Below are 316 nucleotides of genomic sequence, written 5' to 3' on the forward strand. Positions count from 1 at the left end.
GACCGTAGGACCCGCGATGATGCTGCCGGAAAGCAGGCAGAGGCAGGCGACGCGGCCGGCAGCGCGGATATCGCTCGCGTAGGTGCGAGGCGCGCCGCGCCGAAATCCGAACACCGACGCCAGGAACAGCGCGTAGAAGACGGCTCCCGGGATCCCGACATTCGACAGCACCGCGAGAGGAAAGCTCGATGTGCGATTGGTCCCGAGGCCGACGCCCAGGCCGTTCGAGTCGACGAAGTTCCGCCACGCATAGGCGTCCCAGGCCGAGCGCTGAACGCCCGAACTTGTCTCGGCTTTGCTCAGGACAAGCGTATCG

The 316-nt window shown here is 66.5% G+C and carries 1 pseudogene; it reads right to left on the reverse strand.

Annotated elements, in window-relative coordinates:
• Positions 1-316: pseudogene (locus tag ACLBXO_RS31945) on the reverse strand (hypothetical protein); the annotation flags it as partial.

The organism is Methylobacterium sp. C33D, from assembly GCF_053345825.1.